Genomic DNA, 22,752 nt, shown 5'->3' on the forward strand with positions numbered 1-22,752 from the left:
GTAGGGACAATGTCTGACGATGCGTCTACGCTTTTGCGCACCATTTCCTGGTTTGCTGAACCTCCTTCGGTATTACCTGAGCATATTGGTGACTGGCTGATGGAAGCCCATTCCATGACGCAGCGGCTTGAAAAATATTGTGCTCAACTCAGGGTCACACTTTGTCGTGAGGGATTCATTACGCCACAAGCGCTGGGTGAAGAGTGCGAGCAGTTACCATATAGTGAACGTTACTGGCTGCGTGAAGTGGTGCTGTATGGTGACGATCGCCCCTGGCTGTTCGGCCGTACCCTTGTTCCGCAACAGACGCTCGACGGCACTGATTCAGCCCTGACGAAAATAGGCAACCAGCCGTTAGGTCGTTATCTGTTTGAGCAGAAATCGCTGACGCGTGACTACATTCATACCGGATGCTGCGAAGGTTTATGGGCGCGGCGTTCCCGCTTGTGCCTTTCGGGTCACCCTTTATTGTTGACTGAGCTTTTCTTACCGGAATCACCGGTTTATTACGTACCGGGTGATGAAGGTTGGCAGGTAATTTGAGGAGATAAATCCTTGGAAAGAAGTGTTACAGCAGGGAAATGGCTGGCTTATTGTCGCTTGATGCGGATTGATAAACCGATAGGTTCTCTGTTGCTGCTGTGGCCAACGCTATGGGCGCTGTGGCTGGCGGGAGGGGGAGTGCCTGCGCCGTGGACGCTCTTTGTGTTTGTCGCTGGCGTTTTCTTGATGCGTGCGGCGGGCTGCGTTATCAATGATTATGCCGATCGGCATTTTGACGGCCATGTAAAACGTACCGCTTCTCGTCCCTTGCCCAGCGGTGAAGTGAGTGAGCGATCTGCCAAAATGCTGTTTGTCGTGCTGGTTTTGCTGGCGTTTGGTCTGGTGCTGACGCTGAATAAGATGACGATCTGGCTGTCCGTTGCGGGGCTGGGACTGGCATGGGTTTATCCGTTTATGAAACGGGTCAGTCATCTTCCTCAGTTTGTGCTGGGTGCCGCGTTTGGCTGGTCGATCCCGATGGCGTATGCCGCGGTGAGTGAAAGCCTGCCTGCAACCTGTTGGATGATGTTTCTGGCGTATATTTGCTGGACGGTTGCCTACGATACCCAATATGCAATGGTGGATCGCGATGACGATCTGAAGATCGGGGTGAAATCCACCGCGATCTTATTTGGCCGCTTTGACAATCTCATCATCGGATTATTGCAGTTTAGCATGCTGGTGCTGCTGCTGATTTTAGGAAAGATCAGCGGATTGGGAACCCCTTACTACATTTCGCTGCTGGTGGCGGGTGGGATGTTTGTCTACCAGCAAATCCTGACAGCCGGTCGTGAGCGCGATGCTTGTTTTAAGGCGTTCCACAATAATAAATACGTGGGAATGGCGATATTTATTGGTGTGCTGTTTGGCCTGTAAGCTGAACATCAGAGACAAAAAAGCAGCGATTTCTCGCTGCTTTTTTATGGCAGAACATCTACTGTGTTTGTAATGCTAAACACATCTGCGGTTTGATTGCGGCATATCGTCCGCCATTTTCCAGCCTGACTACGCCTGCGTTGTCTCTTCTACTGCCTGACTATCGGCTTCCATTTCAGTAGATGAGCTGGCGCTTTCAATGGTCAAACGCACTTCCGGGGTGATCAGATCGCCGAGAATGTTGTAGATCGCCACGATATCGCCTTGTGCCGCTTCCGCGCTGTCGGTGATATACCCTTCTGTTCGTAAGGTCGCGACCAGCGTTGAGAACACCGCTTTATCAAAGAACTCTGGAGCGTTGATACCGTGCAGGACGGACAGGCGTTGTGCCATATTCCGGCTCTCTTTCTCCAGCGTTCCACGGTTGATTTCTGGATTTGCACATAGCAACGACAGCGTAATCGCATAGCGTTGCAGCGTTTCACGTACGCCTGCTGACAGCAATTGCAACGTACGGATGCGTGGCGGATTGATAGCCAGTTCGCCGTCGCGGCTGCATAGTAATTGCTGTTGAATCAGCTCGTTAGCCAACGTTTCCAGTACGCCCGGTAACTGCTCTTTGGAATAATGCAGGAACAGTTCAGATTGCAGCAGCGGATAAATCAGCGCGATCTGTCGTACGACTTCGGCAAGCGTAATCCGGCGATGATGGATGACGATGCTGGCGATCAGCGACGGTAAGACCAACAGATGCTGGATGTTATTGCGATAGTACGTCATCAGAACGGCCTGCTCGCGCGGCAGAATGATGATATCGCCAATGCTGTCCTTCTCGACTTCGAACTTGTTCATGCTCAACGCATGTTCCAACAGTTCATCCGCTGTCTTTTTCGGAACCGTAATATCTTTGTGGTAAGGAACCTGGCGCAGCAGTTGCAGATAGCAATCCAATTGTTCTTGCATTTGTTCACGTGTCAGTGAACGTTGGCGTGATGCCAATAAGGCCGTAGAACACAGGTTCATCGCGTTTGCTGCCGCAGAGTTATTGATGCGTACCATGATATCCATAGAGATATCCTGCACCGTCGGCGTTAACCAGCTTGGACGCTGTGCTTCGATAGGGTCAATCGCATCACGCCATTGTGGAACATGCTGGTTCAGATAGGTGGTCAGCGGGAGCGGTTCACCGAAGTTCACATAACCCTGACCCAGATTACGCAGTTTGCGCAAACCGCGCACCATCTGCATAAAGCCTTCTTTTTCCTTCACCGCGCCGCGCAGCTCTTTCGCATAGGTGCCGACTTCCATCACATGCTCGTAACCGACATAAATCGGCACCAGCGTGATAGGGCGCGTACCGCCTCTGAGCATGGCCTGAATGGTCATAGCCAGCGTACCGGTTTTGGGCTCCAACAGACGACCGGTGCGCGAACGTCCACCTTCCATGAAGTATTCCACCGAATAGCCGCGGGCAAACAGTTCACCCAGATACTCACGGAAAATCGTGGAGTACAGCTTGTTGCCCTTGAAGGTACGGCGAATGAAGAAAGCGCCAAGACGGCGGAAGATCGGCCCCGCTGGCCAGAAATTCAGATTGATGCCCGCGGCGATGTGCGGCGGTACTAAGCCCTGATGGTACAGAACGTAGGACAGCAGCAGATAGTCCATATGGCTGCGGTGACAGGGCACATAGACGATACCGTGACCATCCTGTGCCAACTGGCGAACGCGTTCGGCGTTATGGACGTTGATCCCTTGATAAAGGCGGTTCCACGTCCAGCTTAAGACGCGATCTGACAGACGCACGGCTTCGTAGGAGAAGTCGGCGGCGATTTCTTCCATCAGCGCAATCGCGTTCTGCTGCGCTTTCTCAGTAGAAATCTTCTTACTGCGCGCCTCATCGTCCACGGCTTTCTTGATCGCTTTGGAATCCAGCAGCTTATTAAACAGTTCCTGACGTACCGGCAAACGCGGGCCAACTGCCGCCAAACGCTGGCGGGAGAAGTGCATACGCGCGACACGTGCCAGTTTGTGGGCTATGGTTTTGTCTGTGCCATGCTCGGTTGCCATATAGCGCAGCGACACCGGGCTAGAGAAACGGACAAAGCTGTCTCGTCCTAACCACAGGACGGCGAAGAATTTCTCAATGCCGTTGAGCAGCCGCAGGTGCGGTGTGGCCTGAGAATGGCCTTCCCGACCCGGAGAACGTCCAAACATCACGGAAACCGGCACCATCTGTACGTCTAAATCTGGATTGGCACGATGCAAGTCCAGATAGTCGTGGAACAGCTTGACGGATTTCTGCTTGGGAACGTAATAGCGGAAGACGCGCGGCCCGTCATTAATAAAGACGTGGCTAGGAAGTTCGACGCCATTGAATTCGAACGATAGCGAAGGATCGGGTAGCCCCAATGCCAGGCATTTCGCACGTAGCGTCAAGAGATCCGCCTGAGAGTTATAAGGCAGAACATAGAGTATAGGACGTGAGGGATCTAACCCCAGCTCGACCACGGGATCTGCGGGAATAACTTTGCTTTTAACCAGCAGTTTCAGTGGGAGATTCAATAATTTATAGTAAATTTTACGCCAACCTGACATAACAACTTGGAGCCTCTTGTTAGCAATGCGCCGCAAGGATACCAGAAACTGCGCCGGAGATCTGTGGTGATGAGACAACATGAGCGCGTTAAAATGCGAACTATTTTACGTAAAGAATGGAGGATAAATGAATAAAGCAACGGGGATGACCCGGATTATTAAGGCGACCGGTTATTCCCTTAAGGGGCTAAAGCAGGCGTGGCATCATGAGGCAGCGTTTCGTCAGGAAACCATACTGACAATTGTCGGCGTGATTATCGCGTGTTTGCTGCCGGTTACGCTGGTTGAAAAACTGCTGCTGATCGGGTCTGCCGTATTGATTATGCTTTTTGAGTTGGCTAACAGTGCGATTGAAGCGGTTGTCGATCGTATTGGCCCTGAGCATCACGAATTATCCGGAAGGGCAAAAGATATCGGCTCGGCGGCTGTTTTTGTTGCCATCGCGTTAGCGGCTGTCGTGTGGGGCAGCATCCTCTGGCAACATTTTGCCTGACGGTACGCATAAATGAATAAAAGTCAGAGGCTTTGCCGATATCTCCATTCCCAATTGTGGCTTACCTGTATATACTCACAGCAAGACTGTATAAACAACCAGGGGGCGGAATGAAAGTATTAACAGCAAGGCAGCAGCAGGTTTATGACCTGATCCGCGATCATATTGCGCAAACCGGAATGCCGCCAACGCGGGCGGAAATTGCTCAACAACTAGGGTTTCGCTCTCCCAATGCAGCTGAAGAACATCTGAAAGCGCTGGCCCGTAAAGGTGTGATTGAAATTGTATCGGGCGCGTCTCGTGGTATTCGTCTGCTGATGGAAGAAGAGACAGGTATTCCTCTGGTTGGTCGTGTGGCCGCAGGTGAACCGCTGCTGGCGCAGGAACATATCGAATGTCGCTATCAGGTTGACCCTGCGATGTTCAAACCCAGCGCTGATTTTTTGCTGCGGGTGAGCGGTATGTCGATGAAAGATATCGGTATTATGGATGGTGATCTACTGGCCGTGCATAAAACAGAAGATGTCCGCAATGGTCAGATTGTCGTCGCACGTATTGATGATGAAGTGACGGTGAAGCGCCTGAAAAAGCAGGGTAATACGGTGTATCTTCTCGCGGAAAACGAAGAGTTTTCCCCTATTGTGGTCGACCTGCGTGAGCAAAGTTTTTCGATAGAAGGCTTAGCGGTTGGCGTCATTCGTAACAGCGACTGGAGCTAACGGTTCACAGAGATGCACTACTCGTCTATCTGAGTCAGTGCATCACCCTCTTTGTGTTAATCGCTTCATGGGCTAGTCACTTTATGTGTGGGTTGCCCCGCGTGTTAATCTGCTATGTGTATATATTTCGTTACATTTAGCGTGTGTTTTTTGCGATTCCCCTTACCACCTGTTTTTTCACTGCTTTTGCGGTGATTTTCTCTTTCTTAACACCTTATCCAGCTACAGATTCCTTGTTTCCAATTTTAAGTGAAGTATTCAGCTATAATTTTTATCAAGGTAAGCATTTTAATCTTTTTTTTGGTCGTTTGGTGATTGATCATCAGCCATCACATTTAGGTTAGCCCGGCAATCAAGGGAGACAGTGGCGAAGAACGCTGTGATGGTTCACACCATGATGACGCTGCTTACTGCATAGACCGATTTATCTGACACTGACGCCTGCGTCTGTAGTCATGATTTATTTATGCGCAATACACCTAAGGTACGGAGATTCTTATGAATAAAGACCAAGCCAGCGGTAACTGGAAACAGTTTAAAGGTAAAGCAAAAGAGCAATGGGGCAAATTAACGGATGACGACCTGACGGTCATCGAAGGTAAACGTGGCCAACTGGTAGGGAGAATTCAGGAGCGTTACGGGTACGCAAAAGAAGCGGCAGAGAAAGAAGTGAAGCACTGGGAAACGCACCACAAATATCATTGGTAGTGAATGTGATGCTTCTCCGTAGAAAAGGACGATGGCCCTCAGGGCTATCGTTTTTTTGTGCTGAGAAAACCCCTGTCATGCGGGAGCTTCCATCAATGAGCATTAACGCTTTTTAATCGGAACCGTATGGTCGTGATCGCAATGATCCGGCTGCTTGCACGATGCCACTTCCTGACAGCCGCCACACAGCCCGTGAGCTTCCACTACGCTGTGACGTAGCGTAAATCCTGACTGCTGTGCCAGGCTACGTAGTGTTTCTTCCACACCTTCGGTTTGACGTTCCGTGACCTGCCCGCAGCGATCGCAGATGAACAGGGCTGACGTATGGCTGTGGTCTTCGATATGGTGGCACAGCACGTAGCTGTTGTTTGACTCAACTCGATGAATGAAGCCTTGTTCCAGCAGAAAATCCAGTGCGCGATAGACGGTCGGCGGTTTGGCCTGAGGTTCGGACACTCGCAGCAGATCCAGCAGGTCATAAGCGCTGATAGCGCCGGACTGCTGCGCCATTAGACGTAAAACCTCTAACCGCTGCGGCGTGAGACGCACAGCGCGCTGCTGACAAATCTGTTCAGCCTGGGCAAGAAGTTTGTCCTGTTTGGTTGAATCCATTGTCATATCACCCTGACGCATTGAGGAACAAGACGGATATCTTACCACGACTGAAGAAAAACGCCGAACTGGCGGCGTTTTTCTGCGAAAACAACGAACAGGGGGACTACACGACCAGATCGATGAGCAACGCCCGCAACGGTGTTTCTGCTTGTAGCGTCAACGCTGTTTCTTCCTTAATAAAGGCGCCGTCGCCGCAGTGTAGTGTTTCACTGTTCTGATTGCCTTTTACCGCCATTGAACCGTGGATCAGTTGGAGGTATGCCTGATTGCCCTGTAGCGCGATTGTGCTTTGCTCATTCTGCTGGAGATCGACATGATGGATCCAAACCTGCTGGCGCAGTTGCAGACTGGTCTGTTCACCTTCTGGCGAGGCAAGCAGAGTATGGCTTGATGAATCTAATTCCATACGCTGTAACGGACTGTTCTCTCGGGTCTGGCAGGCGTTAAGCCACAATTGCAGACGCGTCAGTGGCTTACTGGCGTTGGTATTATGTTCGCTATAGCTGACGTTCGGCTGAGTCGCGAGCAACAGAACATCGCCAGCTTTGGCCTGAATGTGGCGGCCATTGCTGTCGCGGTATTCAGCTTCGCCCTGAAGAATAATGTTCAGAATATCAACCCGTGGGTAGGTTCGTGGCTGGAATGATGCCCCCGGCGCTAATACTTCCTGATTGAGCACACGCAGAGAAGCGTAGCCCAGCAATTGTGGATCAAAATAGTGACCAAAAGAGAAGGTGTAGCGTGCCTGCAACCAGCCATAGTCGGCCTGGCCGCATTGCCCCGCTGCTCTTCGTGTGATCATAATTTTTATCCCCCAGATAATTATTTATTAAACCGATAGTAATTGTGTGGACGTTGGATTGTTAGCTAGTTAATCTGGTGGGTATATTCAAAATTCCTGAATGAGTATCAAGATGGCGAAAGAACGAGCATTGACGCTGGAAGCCTTGAGGGTGATGGATGCGATCGATCGTCGTGGCAGCTTTGCCGCTGCGGCAGACGAACTGGGTAGGGTGCCTTCGGCGTTGAGCTATACCATGCAGAAACTGGAAGAAGAGTTAGATGTGGTGTTGTTCGATCGTTCTGGCCATCGTACTAAATTCACGAATGTCGGGCGCATGCTGCTGGAACGCGGACGTATCCTGCTGGAAGCTGCGGATAAGCTCACGACGGATGCGGAAGCACTGGCGCGCGGCTGGGAAACGCACCTGACGATTGTGACGGAAGCGCTTATTCCGACTCAGCGGCTTTTCCCATTAATCGATAAGCTGGCGCTTAAAGCAAATACGCAAGTATCGATTCTGACAGAAGTGCTGGCAGGGGCGTGGGAACGTCTTGAGCAAGGGCGTGCCGACATCGTGATTGCGCCGGACATGCATTTTCGCGCGTCTTCAGAAATGAATACCCGCAAGCTGTACACGATGAATAACGTGTATGTTGCCAGCCCTGAACACCCCATTCATCAAGAACCTGAGCCGTTGTCGGATGCCACTCGGGTGAAATATCGCGGGATTGCGGTGGCGGATACCGCACGCGAACGCCCGGTGCTGACCGTGCAACTGTTGGATAAACAGCAGCGTCTGACGGTGAGCTCGCTGGATGATAAGCGACGTGCGCTGCTGGCGGGATTAGGTGTCGCGACCATGCCTTATCCGATGGTCGCGCAAGATATTGCCGAAGGGCGTTTACTGGTGATTGGGCCGGAGCATCAGATGGAAAGCCAGATCATTATGGCGTGGCGGCGAGACAGCATGGGCGAGGCGAAATCCTGGTTCCTGCGTGAAATTCCGAAGCTGCTGAACCAGCCCTAAATTCCGCGCTTTATTATGGCAAGGTGTGGGCTACACCTTGCTTTGTATTTCATTGACGAATCGTACTTCATTAATAATCGTACTTCGTCGCTAGTCGACAACATCTTAGTATAAACTGACAAACGTCTTATCTCGGTGATGAGGCTGGTTCAGGTCTTGCTCTGGGCCCAGCGAAATCACACCATGTGGATTAATCGTGCCGTGGCTACGATAGTAGTGATGACGAATATGCGCCATATCGACGGTATCGGCGATGCCAGGCATCTGATAAATATCCCGCAGAAAGCCGAACAGATTGGGATAATCGCTCAGGCGATATTTATCGCATTTAAAATGCGTGTGATAGACCGGATCGAAACGGATCAGCGTCGTCCACAGCCGCAGGTCGGCTTCGGTTAACCGATCGCCAGTCAGATAGCGCTGTTTTGCCAAAATAGCTTCCAGATCGGATAGCGCGGCAAAAACGGTCGTGGCCGCTTCATCATAGGCCGACTGACTCGTCGCAAAACCGGCTTTGTAAACGCCGTTGTTGACCTTGTCGTAAATCCAGCCGTTCAATTCATCAATCTGAGCGCGTAGCGCTTCTGGATAGTAATCTCCTGCCGTTGCGCCCACACCGTCAAACGCGCTGTTCAGCATACGGATGATATCGGCGGATTCATTACTGACGATGGTGTGTTGCTCGGTGTCCCACAGGACGGGCACGGTCACCCGACCGCTGTAGTCCGGTTTGGCGTGCAGGTAGAGTTGGTAGAGGAATTCGTGCTGATAAAGTGAATCCCCCGTTGCTCCCTCAAAATCAGTCCCGAACGTCCAGCCGTGATCGAGCATGAGCGGATGAACTACCGACACCGCGATGTGATCTTCTAGCCCTTTCAACTGTCGCATGAGCAGCGTGCGGTGTGCCCACGGACAGGCGAGCGAAACATAGAGATGATAACGACCGGACTGGGCAGGAAAGCCGCCTTTGCCGGTGAGGCCAGGTGTGCCATCGGGCGTGACCCAGTTGCGGAATGCGGATTCTGAACGCTTAAAGTGACCGCCGGTAGATTTGGTTTCATACCAGGTATCGTGCCATACGCCGTCAACCAGTTGTCCCATAAATCCTCCCGTTAGTGAGTGATGATAAGACGACGGCAAGCCTGGTATGCTTGCCGTCCAATTTGCGATTTGACTATTAAGTGTAGTACAGGCTTGAAAAGACCCGTCTTACCACTTTTTGCCCAGCAGACGGTCGATGCTGAATGCGCCGGGGCCCGTTACCGCCAGCAGGAGGTAGCCGCCAGCGATGGTCAGGTTTTTCATGAACATCAATTGGTTCATGCCTTCCGAAAAGTTAGAGTGGAAAATCAGTGCGGTCAGCAGCGTAAAGCCCGCAGTGAACAGTGCAACAGTACGTGTCAGCAAGCCGAACAGCACCGCCAGACCACCACCTAGTTCCAGCAAAATGGTCAGCGGCAGCAGGAAGGTCGGTACGCCCATCGCCTGCATGTATTGCTGTGTTCCCGCATAGGCATCACCCAGCTTACCGTAACCTGCCACAATAAACAGAATCGGCATTAAGATACGTGCAACCAGTAGTGCAGTGCTTTCTAAATTTTTCATCATCTCTCCAATTGATTTTGTTGTGGGCTATATCGCCCTGTTGTGTTTGTTGTAGCAGGTGTGGTCTGAAAACGTGGCCCGCCATCAGGTTATGGGCAGATAGTATAGAGAGATGATTTACGCTGCCAGCGAGTATAATTGTTGTTTTATTTCAGAAAAATTGATGTTTGGTTAACGTTACAAGAACGCGCCGCAATGACGTGAGCGCGTGGGCAAAAGCGAGATGAAAAATGCCGTACAGGAAAGGCAGATCGCCGATGCGATAGGAAGGATTACGGACGTGAGTCAAACGTTTTGCGGAAAAGCCTGAATGTCCCCCACAGCCCGACGAGACGGCGTCCCCAGCGAATCATACGGCTGGGGTGACGCACGCCATAGAGCGCGATGAGACTGGAGCCCACGATCCAGTATTTACGCCACTGCATCAGACTTTGCCAGCCGCGATCGTAACGAACGGTGGTATCCAGCCAGTGTTTCTTACCTGCCGATAAATCCAGCCGCTGCTGCTGTATCTGGCGCAGTAGCTGGGCTTTTTCCTTCTCTCGCTGCTGACGCTGGCTCATTTGGGATCGTCCTCCAGCAGCGATCTGTCAGTCGCTAGCTCCTTACGTGTGGCTTTGAGCAGGGTGGAACGACGTACCTTCAGCAGCGTCCAGACGCCGCCTATCAGCGCTAGCCCAAGCAATGTGGCGGTGATACACCCCAGCGCAAAGAGACGATATTGCGGGTCGATACCCCAGATGATGAGCGCAATCAGGCTCATAATGCCAAAAGCGGCAAAAAGCAGCGTCAGACCGACCATAATCAGCAACTGAATCAGATTGGCTTTTTCTTCCTCTAATTCAATTACGGCAAGTCGAACACGGCTTTCCACCATGCTGACAATAATGGAGATGATGCGCTGAGCAGAAGCCATGACCCCGCTTGCGGGGCCTTGTTGTGATTTATCCGTCATAACGATCCGCTAATTAGCGACGAGACAGCAGGACGCCAAGCACGACGCCGACAGCGGCACCAATACCGACACCGGTCCACGGGTTCTGACGTACATAGTCGTCCGCAGATTCAACCGCTTCTTTGGTGTGGGAGGCGATGCGCTCACCGGTATCGCTCAGACGGCTACGGGTTTCTTTCAGCGCGCTTTCTGCTTTATTTCGCAGTTTGTCGAGTTCCGCTTTAGATTTATCGCTGGAGGTGCTTAATACTTCTTCCAGCGTATCCGCCAGTGATTTCAATTCGGCGCGTAGGTATTCAGAATTTTGATCTTTAGCCATATTAATAACCCTTCGTGTTATAAACCTGAACGTTAACTATAGCTGAAGCTGAAATTTATGCCGCCCAAAACGGGTACGGACAATTCTGATAACTCGCTGTAAATTTTAGTGATTTGGTTTTTTGAATATAAAATGAACAATTGCTGTGTGTTTTATAGGGACAATATATTGAGGGGTCATTGCGATGCGGCACGTTCCGCTGCGCGTAATTCCTGCTCGGCTTTAGTCAGCTTTCTTTCGCGCTTGAGGATCTTCTCGGCGTTATCTTCTTTCTGCTGGCTTTCGCTCAGTTCCTGCTGGCGTTCAGCGACGTCTTTGCGTTTTTCCGCAATCGCTTCCTGACGCTTCTCAGCCAGCCCGGCATCCGTACAGTGGGTTTTCACGCCGTCCAGCGCTTTCTCTAATCCATTGATGCGGTTCTGATTGCCATGCTTACGTGCTTCATCGATTTGGCGCTGAATATCTTGCGTTTTCTGCTGACAGGTTTCCACCTGATTGGCGGTATTCGCTAGCGCGTGGCCGGAAAGCAGGACAGATAATGCAATGATAGATGGAAATAGTTTCATCTTCGTCACCCCAGTTTGGATTGTTTCTGCGTCAGTTTTTGCTGCCAGAACGGTGTCGGGGTTGTCGCCTGCTGCGCGGTAATAGTGACTTTAGGCAGAGACAATCGCAGGACATCTCTGGCCGCGATACTCTGTTCTGGTGAGGCAAGACGGACGATAAGGCTATCTTGCTCTGGTGTAATACTTTTGATCGCAATCCCTTTTTCATTAAGACGCTGATACACGTAAAAGCCATCTGGCAGCGCGGCGCCATCGTCAGGCTTGATGTGCAGCATCGCATCGTCCTGGGAATGACGCGGTGACTGGGACTGCGTCAAGGCGATAATCGGTAGGGCAAGCAATATCAGTATGCGGCCTACTTTTCTGGGCGTAAGTTTAGGGAATAGCCAGCGGATTGACACGGTTAGCTTCCTTTTTCTGCGTTATCTGCTTTCGCATCACGCTTTTTACGCCACAGGACAAAGAGTGATCCAAACAGTCCGATAAACAGCAACGCCAGCGGCAGCAGCATCAGGCATAACATCAGCTCGTCTTCATATTTCAGGAAGATCGTTGTTTTCCCTAAGGCGAAGCCCAGCGTAACCAGAATAAACACCCACAAGAACCCGCTCATCCAGTTGAAGAACTGAAAGCGCGCATTATTCAGGCCTGACAAGCCTGCGATGGTAGGTAATAACGTTCTGACAAAAGCCAGAAAGCGGCCAACTAATAGTGCGGACAGACCATGACGGTGGAAGAGCTGGTGGGCGCGCTGGTGATAGTGTGCGGGCAAATGCGAGAGCCAGCCCTGAACGACACTCGTATTGCCAAGCCATCTTCCCTGAATGTAGCTGGCCCAGCAACCGAGGCTGGCGGCTGTCGTCAGGAGAAATAGGGTAAACGGGTAATTCATTGTACCTTTGGCGACGAGGACGCCGACCAAAATGAGCAGGCTATCGCCGGGCAGGAAAGCGGCGGGTAACAGACCATTTTCCAGAAAGATGATCAGAAACAGCAAAATGTAGATAGTCCATACTAGCTTCGGGTCGGCTAAAATATCGAAATCCTGATGCCAGAGTGCGTTTAACAGTTCTTTGATTAATTCCATCCGGTATTCCTAATACTGCTGTTGCATTTTAGCCTTGGCGACAATCACGCTTCTGGACATGATAAGAGCGAATACAGTGTTATCAGGGCGCAGGATTATGATTTTTTTATGATCTCTGTTTTGTTCCGCCCAATAGTGACGCAGGTGTCTGACTTGATGCTCGCTTTCGCTGCGAACCCGATAAACAGGCGGGTAGGGATTGTTTGGTCTTGGCTGACTTTACATCCAAAGCGGCGGATTAAGCGTAAGAAAGACGCGTTAACTGTAACAAAATAGGTGTTGCTGAGACAGGAAAATATTACGACAACTGAGGCAGTTTAGGGGGATTTTTCGAGGAAGAATGGGGATTTCTGCCATATTTTACACTCGCTGACAGAAATCAACGTTTTCTGACTTTTTCGCACTTGTTCAAACGGTTGTTCGTCGTCTAAAAACGGTTACCCCTCGCTCAAAGCAAGGGGCAAAATCGCGTTAAGACTTACTGGCGTGTATCTGGTCGAGGTGAACGACCGGATTTTCAGCGAACATATAGCGGTCGACGTTAAATTCGAAATCATCTGTTGTGGCGCGAAACAGCATCTGTTTGGTATTTTCCAGATGCTGCCACATCGCCAGTTTAGCCGCGTAAGGATCTTTGCGAATCAGTGCTTTAAGGATGCGATCGTGCTCTTCGCACCAGCTTTCAATCGACTTGTCGTCAATGTGCTCATGCAGTTTGCGCCAGTAGGGATTGTGGATCCGTTGGCTCCACATTTTCTCGACGATAGTCGCCATTGCTGAGTTCTGTGTTGCCAGCGCGACCTGAACGTGGAATTTGAGATCCCACTGAGAATCGCGGAAGCGATCTTCCTGACGCGCATATTCTTGAATCTCCATCAGTTGGATGATGTCCTGACGGGTTACCTGCGTGGCGGCAAATTCAGCAATGTTGCTTTCAATGAGTTGGCGTGCCTGCAGCAGTTCAAACGGGCCAGCCGCGACGAATTCAATATCGCCGCTATTAATGAACGGGTTCTTCTGCTGATTGGAAATAACGTGAATGCCTGAACCCTTGCGTACTTCAACGTACCCTTCGACTTCCAGCATAATAATCGCTTCACGCACCACGGTGCGGCTGACATTCATTTCTTCAGAAATATAGCGTTCCGCCGGTAATTTTTCGCCGACCTGGTACATACCGCTTTCGATGCGCTGTTTTAATTCTGCGGCTAACTGCTGGTATAGCCGTCGGGGTTCAGTGAGTGCCATGTGATGTCTACTCTCGATAGATGACGGTCCGTGTGCCACGTCAGGGCCTGAGTGTCTATCTCGTTAATCTTTGAGGGATGATTTGTTATACCACTTAATCATAGCAGCAACCAATGTTGCGGTCACAGTTATCGTAGTGTGTTCTTGCGGGGGAGGTGACTCACCCGGTATCCGATCATACCGGATGAGTCAGGATAATGCAGGGGTTATCAGTGCTGGTTGGCCTCTTTCAAGGTTTCAGCCGCGGCAGCGACTTCTGACGCAGGTTGATTTTTCAACACGGTCCAGATGACGACGGCGCCTAACAAGTCGAAGACCGCCAGTGCAGCAAACAGCGGGCTGAAGCCCAGCGTATCGGCCAGTGCGCCCACAACCAGTGCGAACATGGTGCTTGCCATCCAGGCCGCCATACCGGTTAAACCGTTTGCCGTGGCGACTTCATTACGGCCAAATACGTCAGATGACAGGGTAATCAGCGCGCCGGACAGTGACTGGTGCGCGAAACCGCCGACGCACAGCAGCGCGATGGCGACGTAAGGGCTAGAGAACAGCCCGATCATTCCCGGTGCAATCATCAGTATCGCCCCCATGGTCACCACCAGTTTGCGGGAAACGATCAGGTTCACTTTGAAATATTTCTGGAACAGCATCGGCAGGTAGCCACCCAGAATGCAGCCGATATCGGCGAACAGCATCGGCATCCAGGCGAACATGGCAATTTCTTTCAGGTTAAAGCCGTAAGCTTTAAACATGAATAGCGGGATCCACGCGTTGAACGTTCCCCAGGCGGGTTCAGCCAGAAAGCGCGGCAGCGCGATACCCCAGAATTGACGGTTACGCAGGATTTGCCAGGCAGACATTTTCTTCGCGTTATTGGTTTGGTGCTGTGCTTCCTGTCCGCTAAGAATATAGTCGCGCTCTTCGTCGCTGAGCTTTTTCTGATCTTTAGGGTGTTTATAAAAAACGAGCCAGCAGATGGCCCAGACCAGGCTCAGCGCACCGGTAATGATAAAGGCCATTTCCCAGCTGTGCGCCACAATCGCCCACACCACCAGCGGCGGTGCAATCATCGCACCGATGGATGACCCCACGTTGAAATAACCTACCGCAACAGAGCGCTCTTTTGCCGGGAACCATTCGCTGCTGGCTTTCAGGCCTGCTGGAATCATCGCGGCTTCCGCCATACCGACCGCGCCACGGGCGATCGCTAACCCCCCCCAACTGTTCGCCAGCGCGGTTCCCATACAGAAAATGGCCCACAGAATGGCAAACATGGCATAGCCGATTTTGGTGCCCAGTAGATCCAGCACATAACCGGCGATGGGTTGCATAATGGTATAACAGGCTGAGTAGGCAGCAACGATATAAGAATATTGCTGCGTGGTGATATGCAATTGATCCTGTAGCGTCGGTGCGGCGACAGAAATTGCATTACGCGTCAGGTATCCCAGCACGGTACCAATGGTCACCAGGCCGATCATATACCAGCGTAATCCTTTGATTTTACGCATTTAACTTTCTCTCCGAGTCAATAAAAAACACAGTGGTGGCTCTTGAGTAGCGTCACGGTGTGAGGTGTCTTGCAATGTGGTACGACACGTTTTGTTGTTGTGCTGAACAGGAAAACCCTTCTCTTTGTGAGATAGCGATTGAATCCCTGCTTAAGGCAGCGCTACAATAATTTGTCATACAACTTTAAAAGTTGAGTGATATCACAAAACCATTATTTTTATGCGGAATAACGAATTGCTCGCTGAAATCGAGAGAGACAAGCGGTTTAAAGCGATAAATGCTGAGTTATTGTACTGCTTGTTACATTTTTGCGATCATGACCTCACAAATACTGTGAGATATCGCGCATAATTGGTGTGATATCTTTTAACGGTCAACTAATTTGGTGCACAAGAAGCACGGTAAGGAAGAAAACATGCCCCAGTTTCTGAGTGAAGATTTTCTGTTAGACAGTGAGTTTGCCCGTCGTCTTTATCATGAGTATGCCGTCGACCAGCCGATATTTGACTACCACTGCCATCTGCCGCCTGAACAGATCGCGGAAAACTATCGTTTCAAAAATTTGTATGACATCTGGTTGAAAGGCGATCACTACAAGTGGCGTGCGATGCGTACCAACGGCGTGCCTGAACGTTTGTGTACGGGCGATGCCAGCGACTGGGAAAAATTTGAAGCCTGGGCAGCTACCGTGCCGCACACCATCGGCAACCCGCTTTATCACTGGACACACCTGGAACTGCGCCGTCCATTTGGCGTAACCGGCACGCTGCTGTCACCAAGCACGGCAAAAGACATTTGGGATCGCTGTAATGCCATGCTGGAGCGCGATGACTTTACCGCGCGCGGCATCATGCAGCAGATGAATGTGAAAATGGTCGGTACGACGGATGATCCGATTGACGATCTGCGCCACCATAAATCCGTTGCTCAGGATTCAAGCTTCTCTATCAAAGTGTTGCCAAGTTGGCGTCCGGACAAAGCGTTCAACATTGAACTGGCAACCTTTAACGACTATATGACGAAATTGGGTGAAGTATCCGATACCGACATTCGTCGTTTCAGCGATCTGCAAACCGCACTGACCAGGCGTCTGGATCACTTCGCGGCGCACGGTTGTAAAGTGTCTGACCACGCGCTGGATGTCGTGATGTTTGCTGAAGCCGATGACGCGACGCTGGACAGCATTCTGGCGCGTCGTCTTTCTGGCGAAACACTGAGCGAACATGAAGTGGCACAGTTCAAGACTGGCGTTCTGGTCTGGCTGGGGGCGGAATATGCGCGTCGCGGCTGGGTTCAGCAGTATCACATTGGCGCACTGCGTAACAACAACCTGCGTCAGTTCAAGCTACTGGGGCCGGACGTGGGCTTCGACTCCATCAACGACCGTCCGCTGGCTCAGGAACTGTCTCGCCTGCTCAGTAAGCAGAATGAAGAAAACCTGCTGCCGAAAACTATCCTTTACTGCCTGAACCCACGCGATAACGAAGTGCTTGGCACCATGATCGGTAACTTCCAGGGTGAAGGGATGCCGGGCAAGATGCAGTTCGGTTCCGGCTGGTGGTTCAACGATCAGAAAGACGGTATGCAACGCCAGATGACCCAGCTTGCGCAGCTTGGTTTGCTAAGCCGTTTCGTCGGTATGCTGACGGATAGCCGTAGCTTCCTGTCTTACACCCGCCATGAATATTTCCGCCGCATTCTGTGCCAGATGATTGGCCGCTGGGTGGAAGATGGTGAAGCGCCAGCCGATCTGACGTTGCTGGGCGAAATGGTGAAAAACATCAGTTTCGATAACGCTAAAAACTATTTTGCCATCGAGCTGTAATTTCACCGCGTCGTAAGGTGTGAATTGCGCGAGAGACGCGGCAGTAAGGTTCCCACAGGGGCTTACGCCGCGGCTCTCGGTGTCTCGATCTTTTGTCATCGGCACTGGTGGTGATTCGGTGCGGGTGAATATGAATATAGGGCAAGGATGACAATGATCGGCCGTGCCCTGAATGTGAGATTCGTCCTGAGGTAGCCTGTTAATGCAAACGTTAAATCGTCGTAACTTTCCCGGTCGTCAACACCCGGATCGTGTTATCCAGTTTGGTGAAGGTAACTTCCTGCGCGCCTTCGTCGACTGGCAACTGGATTTGCTGAATGAACATACCGATCTGGATGCGGGCATTGTCGTTGTTCGTCCGATCGATTCCGATTTCCCGCCCGCGCTGGACACTCAGGATGGGTTGTACACCACCATCATCCGCGGTCTGAACGAGCAGGGTGAAGCCGTGCGTGAACCGCGTCTGATCCGCTCGGTAAACCGTGAAATCAACGTGTACCGTCAGTTTGATGAGTATCTGGCGCTGGCGCACGATCCAAATATTCGTTTTGTTTTCTCCAATACCACCGAAGCAGGTATCAGCTATCACGCAGACGACCGCCTGAACGATGCGCCGCCTGTCAGCTTCCCGGCGAAATTAACCCGTCTGCTGTATGAGCGCTTCTGCCATTTTGACGGCGCAGCGGATAAAGGCTGGGTGCTGTTACCGTGCGAGCTGATTGATTACAACGGTGTAGCGCTGAAAGAGCTGGTGTTGCGCTATGCCGCACAGTGGGAACTGACGCCAACGTTTACCGCTTGGCTGAACGATCACAACACCTTCTGCTCGACGCTGGTGGACCGCATTGTGACGGGTTACCCGCGTGCCGAAGTTGAAGCGCTAGAGCAGGAAATGGGCTACAAGGATACTTTCTGGGATACGGCGGAACACTTCTACCTGTTCGTGATTCAGGGGCCACAGTGGTTGGCGGAAGAATTACGTCTGAACAAGCTGGATCTGAACGTTCGTATCGTTGATGACATCAAGCCCTATAAAGAACGTAAAGTGGCGATTCTCAACGGTGCCCACACTGCGCTGGTGCCGGTGGCATTCCTGGCGGGCCTGGACACCGTTGGCGAGTCGATGGATGATGCCCTGATTGGCACATTCGTGGAGAAGACCATTGCCGAAGAGATTGTGCCAGTATTGGATTTGCCTCATGACGAACTGACCTCGTTTGCTCAGGCCGTGTTAAGCCGCTTCCGTAACCCTTTCATTCAGCATCAACTGTTATCTATCTCTCTGAATGGTATGACCAAATTCCGTACCCGCATCCTACCACAACTGCTGACTTACCGTGAGCGCCACGGTGAACTGCCTGCACGCTTGACGTTTGCGCTGGCGGCTCTGATTGCATTCTATCGCGGCGAACGCAGCGGTGAAGGCGATGCGTTACAAACCTACCCGTTGCAGGATGATGCACATTGGCTGGAGCGTTATTCCACGCTGTGGGCGGGCGTAAAAGAGAACACCGTCAGCCTGGCTGAGCTGGTGAATGTCGTGCTGCGCGATGCCGATCACTGGGAACAGGATTTAACACAGGTTCCTGGCCTGGCTGCGCAGGTGACTGAACAGTTGCAAACCATCGTTGAGCGCGGCATGCGCGCAGCCGTGGAAGGTTATTGCTAATCAGCAAGAAGGGTTATCCATGCAAAGTATTATAAAAATTCATTCTCTGGACAATGTGGCTGTCGCCCTGCGTGATGTTGAGCAAGGCGAAACGGTGTCGGTGGATAGCCATACGGTGACACTTCAGCAACCTGTCGTGCGCGGACATAAGTTCGCGCTGGAAACCATCGCACCGGGAGAAATGATTACCAAGTATGGCCTGCCGATCGGCCATGCGCTGGTGTCTATTGCTCCCGGAGAACATATTCACTCCCAGAACGCGAAAACCAACCTGAGCGATCTGGATGAATATCAGTACCAGCCTGAGTTTATCGACCTGCCGCCGCAAATGGGCGATCGGGACGTGCAGCTCTATCGTCGCAAAAATGGCGATGTCGGTATCCGCAATGAGCTGTGGATCCTGCCAACCGTCGGTTGCGTGAACGGGATCGCACGTCAGATCCAGCAGCGTTTCCTGAAAGAAACCAATGACGCGGAAGGTATCGACGGCGTTTATCTGTTTAGTCATACCTTCGGCTGTTCACAGCTCGGTCAGGATCACGAAAACACCCGTACGATGCTGCAAAACATGGTGCGTCACCCGAATGCGGGGGCGGTGCTGGTGATCGGTCTGGGGTGTGAGAACAATCAGGTTGATGCATTCCGCACGACGCTGGGCGATTTTGATTCCGATCGCGTAACGTTCATGGTGTGCCAGCAGCAGGACGATGAAGTCGAAGCCGGTCTGGAACGTCTGCATACGCTGTATGAGGCGATGCGCCATGACAAACGCGAGCCGGGCAAGTTGAGCGAGCTGAAGTTTGGCCTGGAATGCGGTGGCTCTGATGGGCTATCCGGTATTACGGCCAACCCGCTGTTAGGCCGTTTCTCCGACTATCTGATCGCCAACGGCGGCACCACCGTGCTGACCGAAGTACCGGAAATGTTCGGTGCGGAACGTATTCTGATGAGCCGCTGCCGTGACGAAGCCACGTTTGAGAAAACCGTCCACATGGTGAACGATTTCAAACAGTACTTCATCGCGCACGACCAGCCGATTTACGAGAACCCATCGCCGGGTAACAAGGCGGGTGGGATCACTACGCTGGAAGAGAAATCACTGGGCTGTACGCAAAAAGCCGGACAGAGCAAAGTGGTGGACGTACTGAAATATGGTGAGCGCTTACATACTCCGGGGCTCAACCTGCTCAGTGCGCCGGGGAATGATGCTGTCGCAACCAGCGCGCTGGCGGGAGCCGGTTGCCATATGGTGCTGTTCAGTACCGGACGCGGCACGCCTTACGGCGGCTTCGTGCCTACCGTAAAACTGGCAACCAACAGTGAACTGGCGAAGAAGAAACCGCACTGGATTGATTTTGATGCGGGACGTCTGATCCATGACATGCCGATGGATGAACTGCTGAACCAGTTTGTGGAGCTGATTGTCGAGATTGCTGATGGCAAGCGTACGAAGAATGAAGTGAACGACTTCCGCGAATTAGCCATATTTAAGAGCGGTGTAACGTTGTAAATTCTATCCATTCCAATTAAAATAAAACGGCGTTTCATTTTTATAATGACGCCGTTTTTTTTCGCAGCAACTTTTAGAGGCAGGGATCATGACACAATATTGGATTGCCCAGTCTGTTGGTGTACTGGCGTTTCTGGTCGGTATCACCATGTTTTTCAACCGTAACGATCAAAAATTCAAAATACAGCTCTCGGCATACAGCGCCGTTATTGGCCTGCATTTCTTCCTGATGGGGGCAAATGCGGCAGGTGCCAGCGCATTGTTGAACTCAGCACGTACGCTAATCTCACTGAAAACACACAACATCCTCGTGATGTTTGTCTTTATCTCACTGACGCTGCTTTTTGGGTTATCGGGCATGCACCATCCTATGGAACTGTTGCCGATAGCGGGCACGGTTGCCAGTACCTGGGCGCTGTTCCGCACCTCTGGGCTAATGACGCGCTGCGTGATGTGGTGCTCAACCGCTTGCTGGGTGGTACACAATATCTGGTTGGGATCGATTGGTGGATCGCTGATCGAAGGGAGTTTCCTGCTGATGAACGGCTTTAACATCATCCGCTTCTGGCGCATGCAGCAGCGCGGCATCGATCCTTTTAGCGTAGAGAAGAACGCGTAATTTCGAAGGTTTCTCATCACGTTAACGCCGCTCGTTTTAAAGCGAACGGCGTTAGAGGAAGAGGGAGCATTAACCCCTCAATCGCTTACAGCAGATTCAAACGCTCTTTTTCCGCCAGTTTGGCATCTTCCGCCTGACAGACTGCTGCGGTAAAAATCACGTCGGTTGAGGAGTTGAGCGCGGTTTCTGCCGAGTCCTGCAAGACGCCGATGATGAAGCCAACGGCAACCACCTGCATGGCGATATCGTTGGAGATACCGAACATGCTACACGCTAGCGGAATCAGTAGCAGCGATCCGCCCGCCACACCCGATGCGCCACAGGCGCAAATGGATGCCACCACGCTCAGTAATAATGCGGTAGCGATATCAACTTGAATCCCTAGCGTATGAACGGCGGCTAACGTCAGAACCGTTACCGTAATGGCTGCGCCCGCCATATTGATAGTGGCACCTAACGGGATAGCCACTGAATAACTATCTTCATTCAGGTTCAGTTTGCGGCACAATTCCATATTCACCGGAATGTTAGCGGCAGAACTGCGGGTGAAGAACGCCGTTACGCCACTTTCGCGCAGGCAGCGAAATACTAGCGGATAAGGATTACTACGAATCTTCCAGTAAACGATCAGAGGGTTGATCACCAGCGCGACCAGTAGCATACCGCCAATCAGCACCATCAGCAGATGCGCATAGCCCCAGAGTGCGCCGAAGCCGGTTTCTGCCAGCGTTGACGCGACCAGACCGAAAATCCCCAACGGTGCGAAGCGGATCACGACACGCACGATCGCCGTGACGGCATGAGATGCATCGCTGATCAGGCTTTTTGTGGAGGCCGAACCATGGCGGAAAGCGAGACCTAATCCAACCGCCCAGACCAGAATACCAATGTAGTTCGCATTCAACAGCGCATGAATCGGGTTAGCGACCACGCTCATTAACAAGCCTTTTAACACCTCAATAATACCTGAAGGGGGCGTAATATCAGTGGCTTGTGAACTCAGTGCCAGCGTAGAGGGAAAGCTAACACTTAATATCACGGCAACAAAAGCGGCAGAGAAGGTACCAATCAGATAAAGGAACAGGATCGGGCGGATATTGGTTTTCTGACCCTGTTGGTGATTAGTAATTGAGGCCATCACCAGCATGAGTACCAGCACGGGCGCGACCGCTTTCAGTGCGCCGACGAACAGGGTACCTAATAACCCGACGGCTAGTGCGGCCTGTGTAGACAGCGAGGCCAGAATAATACCAGCCGCAAGCCCCAGAAGAATCTGTTTAACCAGGCTGCCGCGAGTAATGTACTGCAAAAAACGAGACTGTTGAGTGTTCATAATTTTGACGGGATAACCGTTCCGCTAAGTGGTTGTCTGTACGGATTTGGCACCTCTGACATGTGTCGGGTGATTTTTCTTTCCGTAACTAAGTGTGTTTGCACGTGTCAGTATATGAAAATTTATTTTTGAGAAAAGCGA

At 51.6% G+C, this 22,752-nt stretch carries 24 protein-coding genes; 10 read left to right on the forward strand and 14 right to left on the reverse strand.

Features of this window, described 5'->3' with window-relative positions; genetic code table 11:
- The first annotated feature begins 9 nt into the window (after positions 1-9).
- A complete protein-coding gene (gene ubiC / locus O1Q74_RS02540; protein ID WP_271875951.1) occupies positions 10-543 on the forward strand; it encodes a chorismate lyase in 534 nt (177 codons plus the stop codon).
- A gap of 12 nt (positions 544-555) precedes the next feature.
- On the forward strand, positions 556-1,419 hold the full coding sequence (gene ubiA, locus O1Q74_RS02545; RefSeq protein ID WP_271875952.1) for a 4-hydroxybenzoate octaprenyltransferase: 864 nt from the start codon (positions 556-558) through the stop codon (positions 1,417-1,419).
- Between the two features lie 129 nt (positions 1,420-1,548).
- Here the strand turns inward: ubiA and plsB are convergent, their stop codons facing one another.
- Positions 1,549-4,017 carry a glycerol-3-phosphate 1-O-acyltransferase PlsB gene (plsB, locus tag O1Q74_RS02550; protein ID WP_271875953.1) on the reverse strand — a complete coding sequence of 823 codons (2,469 nt, stop codon included), beginning with the start codon at positions 4,015-4,017 and terminating at the stop codon, positions 1,549-1,551.
- Between the two features lie 127 nt (positions 4,018-4,144).
- On the opposite strand from plsB, the gene O1Q74_RS02555 reads away from it, so the two are divergent.
- The 3 genes from O1Q74_RS02555 to O1Q74_RS02565 all read left to right on the forward strand — a co-directional run bounded on the left by O1Q74_RS02555 (position 4,145) and on the right by O1Q74_RS02565 (position 5,937).
- On the forward strand, positions 4,145-4,510 hold the full coding sequence (locus O1Q74_RS02555; protein ID WP_271875954.1) for a diacylglycerol kinase: 366 nt from the start codon (positions 4,145-4,147) through the stop codon (positions 4,508-4,510).
- A gap of 110 nt (positions 4,511-4,620) precedes the next feature.
- Positions 4,621-5,229: a transcriptional repressor LexA gene (gene lexA, locus O1Q74_RS02560; protein WP_271875955.1), complete on the forward strand. Its 609-nt coding sequence runs from the start codon at positions 4,621-4,623 to the stop codon at positions 5,227-5,229.
- Positions 5,230-5,727: 498 nt separating this feature from the next.
- A complete protein-coding gene (locus tag O1Q74_RS02565) occupies positions 5,728-5,937 on the forward strand; it encodes a CsbD family protein (RefSeq protein WP_271875956.1) in 210 nt (69 codons plus the stop codon).
- Positions 5,938-6,039: 102 nt separating this feature from the next.
- Here the strand turns inward: O1Q74_RS02565 and zur are convergent, their stop codons facing one another.
- On the reverse strand, positions 6,040-6,549 hold the full coding sequence (gene zur / locus O1Q74_RS02570; protein WP_010298842.1) for a zinc uptake transcriptional repressor Zur: 510 nt from the start codon (positions 6,547-6,549) through the stop codon (positions 6,040-6,042).
- A gap of 106 nt (positions 6,550-6,655) precedes the next feature.
- Complete coding sequence (locus O1Q74_RS02575; protein WP_271875957.1) at positions 6,656-7,354, reverse strand: pirin family protein; 699 nt, start codon at positions 7,352-7,354, stop codon at positions 6,656-6,658.
- Between the two features lie 112 nt (positions 7,355-7,466).
- Between O1Q74_RS02575 and O1Q74_RS02580 the strand changes: the two genes are divergently transcribed.
- A complete protein-coding gene (locus tag O1Q74_RS02580; protein ID WP_039352134.1) occupies positions 7,467-8,363 on the forward strand; it encodes a LysR family transcriptional regulator in 897 nt (298 codons plus the stop codon).
- Between the two features lie 105 nt (positions 8,364-8,468).
- On the opposite strand, the gene O1Q74_RS02585 is transcribed toward O1Q74_RS02580, so the two are convergent.
- The 10 genes from O1Q74_RS02585 to O1Q74_RS02630 form a co-directional block, all read right to left on the reverse strand.
- The gene (locus O1Q74_RS02585) at positions 8,469-9,464 is read right to left on the reverse strand and encodes a glutathione S-transferase family protein (RefSeq protein WP_271875958.1); all 996 of its coding nucleotides are present in this window, start codon (positions 9,462-9,464) and stop codon (positions 8,469-8,471) included.
- A 108-nt stretch (positions 9,465-9,572) separates the two neighbouring features.
- Complete coding sequence (locus tag O1Q74_RS02590; RefSeq protein WP_271875959.1) at positions 9,573-9,968, reverse strand: DoxX family protein; 396 nt, start codon at positions 9,966-9,968, stop codon at positions 9,573-9,575.
- Positions 9,969-10,240: 272 nt separating this feature from the next.
- The gene (locus O1Q74_RS02595; protein ID WP_271875960.1) at positions 10,241-10,531 is read right to left on the reverse strand and encodes a YqjK-like family protein; all 291 of its coding nucleotides are present in this window, start codon (positions 10,529-10,531) and stop codon (positions 10,241-10,243) included.
- Entirely contained in the window at positions 10,528-10,923 is a 396-nt protein-coding gene (locus O1Q74_RS02600; RefSeq protein ID WP_271875961.1) for a phage holin family protein, read from the reverse strand. Before O1Q74_RS02600 ends, O1Q74_RS02595 begins: the two co-directional genes overlap by 4 nt.
- 13 nt (positions 10,924-10,936) lie before the next feature.
- On the reverse strand, positions 10,937-11,242 hold the full coding sequence (locus O1Q74_RS02605) for a DUF883 family protein (RefSeq protein WP_224555247.1): 306 nt from the start codon (positions 11,240-11,242) through the stop codon (positions 10,937-10,939).
- 176 nt (positions 11,243-11,418) lie between these two features.
- Positions 11,419-11,808 (reverse strand): DUF1090 domain-containing protein, encoded by a 390-nt coding sequence (locus O1Q74_RS02610; RefSeq protein WP_271875962.1) that lies wholly within the window; start codon positions 11,806-11,808, stop codon positions 11,419-11,421.
- 5 nt (positions 11,809-11,813) lie between these two features.
- Positions 11,814-12,209: an EnvZ/OmpR regulon moderator MzrA gene (gene mzrA, locus O1Q74_RS02615; protein WP_271875963.1), complete on the reverse strand. Its 396-nt coding sequence runs from the start codon at positions 12,207-12,209 to the stop codon at positions 11,814-11,816.
- A 2-nt stretch (positions 12,210-12,211) separates the two neighbouring features.
- Complete coding sequence (locus O1Q74_RS02620; RefSeq protein ID WP_271875964.1) at positions 12,212-12,895, reverse strand: DedA family protein; 684 nt, start codon at positions 12,893-12,895, stop codon at positions 12,212-12,214.
- Between the two features lie 471 nt (positions 12,896-13,366).
- Entirely contained in the window at positions 13,367-14,143 is a 777-nt protein-coding gene (exuR, locus tag O1Q74_RS02625) for a transcriptional regulator ExuR (RefSeq protein ID WP_271875965.1), read from the reverse strand.
- Positions 14,144-14,352: 209 nt separating this feature from the next.
- The gene (locus O1Q74_RS02630; protein ID WP_225086824.1) at positions 14,353-15,654 is read right to left on the reverse strand and encodes an MFS transporter; all 1,302 of its coding nucleotides are present in this window, start codon (positions 15,652-15,654) and stop codon (positions 14,353-14,355) included.
- A 416-nt stretch (positions 15,655-16,070) separates the two neighbouring features.
- Between O1Q74_RS02630 and uxaC the strand changes: the two genes are divergently transcribed.
- The 4 genes from uxaC to O1Q74_RS02650 all read left to right on the forward strand — a co-directional run bounded on the left by uxaC (position 16,071) and on the right by O1Q74_RS02650 (position 21,278).
- Entirely contained in the window at positions 16,071-17,480 is a 1,410-nt protein-coding gene (gene uxaC / locus O1Q74_RS02635) for a glucuronate isomerase (protein WP_271875966.1), read from the forward strand.
- Positions 17,481-17,682: 202 nt separating this feature from the next.
- Complete coding sequence (locus tag O1Q74_RS02640) at positions 17,683-19,149, forward strand: tagaturonate reductase (RefSeq protein WP_271875967.1); 1,467 nt, start codon at positions 17,683-17,685, stop codon at positions 19,147-19,149.
- A 19-nt stretch (positions 19,150-19,168) separates the two neighbouring features.
- Entirely contained in the window at positions 19,169-20,659 is a 1,491-nt protein-coding gene (locus tag O1Q74_RS02645; protein WP_271875968.1) for a UxaA family hydrolase, read from the forward strand.
- A gap of 88 nt (positions 20,660-20,747) precedes the next feature.
- Positions 20,748-21,278, forward strand: coding sequence for a YgjV family protein (locus O1Q74_RS02650; protein ID WP_271875969.1), 531 nt, complete (start codon positions 20,748-20,750; stop codon positions 21,276-21,278).
- A gap of 85 nt (positions 21,279-21,363) precedes the next feature.
- Here O1Q74_RS02650 and sstT read toward each other — a convergent pair whose 3' ends face one another.
- On the reverse strand, positions 21,364-22,611 hold the full coding sequence (sstT, locus tag O1Q74_RS02655; RefSeq protein ID WP_271875970.1) for a serine/threonine transporter SstT: 1,248 nt from the start codon (positions 22,609-22,611) through the stop codon (positions 21,364-21,366).
- Between the last annotated feature and the right edge of the window lie 141 nt (positions 22,612-22,752).

The organism is Pectobacterium sp. A5351 (assembly GCF_028335745.1).
In the GTDB taxonomy this organism is placed as follows: Bacteria; Pseudomonadota; Gammaproteobacteria; order Enterobacterales; family Enterobacteriaceae; genus Pectobacterium.